General features: G+C 61.7%; 3 protein-coding genes. All 3 read right to left on the bottom strand.

What is annotated here, in order from left to right:
* A partial coding sequence (lpxD, locus tag VFE81_RS22885) for a UDP-3-O-(3-hydroxymyristoyl)glucosamine N-acyltransferase (RefSeq protein ID WP_325046779.1) occupies window positions 1-1064 on the bottom strand: 1064 nt, incomplete at its 3' end.
* A gap of 231 nt (window positions 1065-1295) precedes the next feature.
* Window positions 1296-1832 carry an OmpH family outer membrane protein gene (locus VFE81_RS22880; protein ID WP_183082010.1) on the bottom strand — a complete coding sequence of 179 codons (537 nt, stop codon included), beginning with the start codon at window positions 1830-1832 and terminating at the stop codon, window positions 1296-1298.
* An 86-nt stretch (window positions 1833-1918) separates the two neighbouring features.
* On the bottom strand, window positions 1919-3685 hold a 1767-nt coding region (bamA, locus tag VFE81_RS22875; RefSeq protein ID WP_325046778.1), incomplete at its 5' end, for an outer membrane protein assembly factor BamA.

Below are 3685 nucleotides of genomic sequence, written 5' to 3'. Positions count from 1 at the left end.
GGCTTGCTTGCCGAAGCGGTATTTTCGAGCGCCTTGATACGGTCGCGGAGTTTGTCGATGTTACGCAGCAAAGCGGCGCTCCGGTTCCAGTCGGCATGGTTCACAGCCGGGAAAGCGCTGGTGTACATGCCTGGCTTCAGCAACGACTTCGACACGCCCGACTTCGCCGTGACGATCACATAGTCCGCCAGCGTGACGTGACCGGCAATCCCAACCGCGCCGCCGATCATGCAATGACGGCCGATCGTGGTGCTGCCCGCGATGCCCGCGCAGCCGGCGATCACCGTGTAAGCGCCGACCTTGCAGTTGTGGCCGATCTGCACGAGATTGTCGATCTTCACGCACTCTTCGATGATCGTGTCGGCCATGGCGCCACGGTCGATAGTGGTGTTCGCGCCGATTTCGACGTCTGCCGCGATCGACACACCGCCGACCTGCGGAATCTTCACCCAACTGCCGGTACGGGCATCGCCTTCGCCCACGAAATCCGGCGCGAAGCCAAAACCGTCCGAACCGATCACCGCGCCCGCGTGCACAATCACGCGCTCGCCGAGCTTGCAGCCGTAGTACACCGCGACATTCGGATACAGATGCGAGCCTGCGCCGATCCGCGTGCCGCGGCCGATCACCACATTGGCATCCAGGCGCACGTTTTCGCCGATCATTGCGCCCGCTTCCACCGTGACGTGCGGACCGATCACCGCGCTCGCGGCGATCTGAGCCGACGGGTCGATCGTCGCACTCGGGTGCACGCCGGGCACAGCCTTGGGCGATGCCATGTCGATGAAAGTCTGCGCGACCCGCGCGAAGTAAGCGTACGGATTCGGCGTGACGATGAAGTTACGAGCGTCGCGGGAGGCCAGCTTCGCGAGGTCGTCGGCATTGATCAACACCGCGCCCGCACGGGTCGTCTCGACCTGCGACAGATACTTTGGATTGGCGAGGAACGCCAGCTGGTCCGGGCCTGCCTGGTCGAGCGGCGCCAGACTGCCGACGCGCTGCGAACCATCTCCGACTACTTCACCGCCGAACCGCTGGACGATGTCCTCGAGCGTAAATGCCATGCCTATTCTGTCTCCTGTGTCGATCTAAGTTAGCGCTTCAGCTGTCGGCCGGAGTTCGCGCTTTAGCGCGTTACGCCGGCCCCATGCAAAGCACTTACTCTGGTCTCATGCAAAGCACTTACTCCGATCCCATGCAAGATGGTTGCTGCAAATCAGTCCAACTTGTCAGTTCTATGGCCCCGCGCTGCGAACCGGCCTACGACCCCAGCTACAGGTGGCCTGCGGCCGTGTTCAGTTGCCCGACGCCGCCAATGCCTTGAGCACCTGATCGGTAATGTCGATGCGCGGGCTCACATACACCGCTTCCTGAACGATCAGGTCGTAGTGCTGCTGCTCGGCGATCTGCTTGATCACCTTGTTGGCCCGGTCGAGCACCGCAGCCAGTTCCTCGTTGCGGCGCTGGTTCAGGTCTTCGCGAAACTCGCGTTGCTTGCGCTGGAAGTCCGTATCCAGCTGCGACAGATCGCGTTGCTTCTGCGCGCGATCGGCGGCCGACATCGACGCGCCGTTCTTGTCGAGCGAGTCGGACATCGACTTCAGCTTCTGCGCCATGTCGGCCAGATCCTTGTCACGCTTGGCGAACTCCGCCTCGAGCTTGACCTGTGCAGCCTTCGCGGCAGCCGATTCACGCAGGATACGGTCCGAATTCACCGCAGCGATCCGGGCTTCCTGCGCGTGCGCTACCCCCGCTACTCCGACACCCAGCGTCATTGCCAGCGCGAACGCACACGCCACACGTTTCGAAAACATACCGGTTAGCAAAGTCATCCTCTCGATACTGTAGTTTGGCCGGGGCCGCCGCCGGAAGCCGTCCGTAGTTCGGACCGCCAGCCGCCGGAGCGCCGGCCGCCTGATCAGAACGCCGTCCCGATCTGGAACTGGAACTTCTGATACTGGTCGCCAGTGTGCTTCGTGAGCGGGAAGCCCAAGCTGAGCTTGAGCGGGCCGATCGGCGAGATCCAGGCGAGACCGACACCATAGCCATAACGCAGGCCGTTCGCGCCGATGCTGTTGCCTTCCGTACCCCAGACGTTACCAGCGTCGAGGAACGTGAAGACGCGCAACGTGCGGTCGTAGCCCGTACCCGGCAGCGGGAACGTCAATTCGACGTTACCCACCAGCAGCTTCGAGCCGCCGATCGGGTCGTTCGTCTTCGCGTCACGCGGGCCCAGCGAGCTCGGCTCATAGCCTCGCACCGAACCGATACCGCCGGCGTAGTAGTTCTTGAAAATCGGGTATGGCTTGCCGCCCAGGCCGTTACCGTAACCGCCCTGGAAGTTGAAGCCCAGCACGAAACCGCGCGCAAACGAGTAATAGTACTGCGCGTTAATGTCGGCCTTGTAGTACTGCGTACCGCCGAGCGGCGTGCCATATTCGGCGTTCGCCTGCGTAAAGTAACCGCGGCTCGGTACCAGTGCGCTGTCACGCGCGTCGCGCGACCAGCCCACCGTGATCGGCACGTTGTTCGACACACGACCGAACTGGTTCACGTAGTCGATATAGCTTTGCGGCGTGTTCGCGTCGATGTCCAGCTGGTTCTGCTCGAGGCCGGCACCGAAGTACACCGTGTCGACTTCGGAGAACGGAATACCGAACTTCAGGTCACCACCGATCGTGACGATCTTGAAGCTCGAATCCGTCGAGTAGTACAGCGGCTGATACGTACGGTAGTAGACGTCGGTAATCCGCTTGATGCCGTCGACGGTGAAATACGGATCGACCTGCGTGACCGTCAACGTACGGTACGTCTTGGCGGTATTCACGTTCACCGCGAGACTCGTACCCGAACCGAACACGTTGTCCTGCGACACGCCCGCGGAGAGCACCACCTTGTCGGTCGACGAGAAGCCCGCGCCCAGCGTGATCGCGCCGGTCGGCTTTTCGGCCACCTTGACGTCCACATCGACCTGATCCGGCGTGCCTTCCACCGGCACTGTGGTCACGTCGACATCGGTAAAGTAGCCGAGGCGGTTGATCCGGTCTTTTGACAGCGCGAGGCGGTTCGAATCGAACCACGAGCTTTCGAGCTGGCGCATTTCGCGGCGCACCACTTCGTCGCGAGTACGCGTGTTGCCGACCACGTTGATACGGCGCACGTACACGCGGCGGCTCGGATCCACCTGCAGCGTCAGGTCGACCTTGTGGTGTTCCTGATCGATCTGCGGCTGCGCGTTGACGGTGGCGAACGCATAGCCGTATTCGCCGAGCTTGTCGACAATCGCCTTGGTGGTGGCTTGCAGCTTTTCAGCCGAGAAGCGGTCACCCGGTTTGATCTTGATGAGCTTGGCCAGCTCCGGCTCGCGGTCGAGCAGGTTACCGGCCAGCTTGATGCTGCTAATCGTGTACGGCTCGCCTTCGTGCAGCGTGACCGTCAGATACATGTCCTTCTTGTCCGGCGTGATCGACACCTGGGTCGACTCGATGTTGAACTCGAGGTAGCCGCGATTCAGGTAATACGAGCGGACGTTTTCGAGGTCGCCGGTGAGCTTGTCTTTCGCGTATAGGTCGTTCTTCGTGTACCACGAGAACCAGTTCGGCGTGGACAGCTGCATTTCGTCGCGCAGCGTACCCGTGCTGAACGCCTTGTTGCCGATGAAGTTGATCTGGCGGATCTTCGCGCT

Source organism: Paraburkholderia sp., from assembly GCF_035656215.1.
Lineage (GTDB): Bacteria > Pseudomonadota > Gammaproteobacteria > Burkholderiales > Burkholderiaceae > Paraburkholderia.
This window is presented reverse-complemented; position numbering and strand designations above follow the sequence as displayed.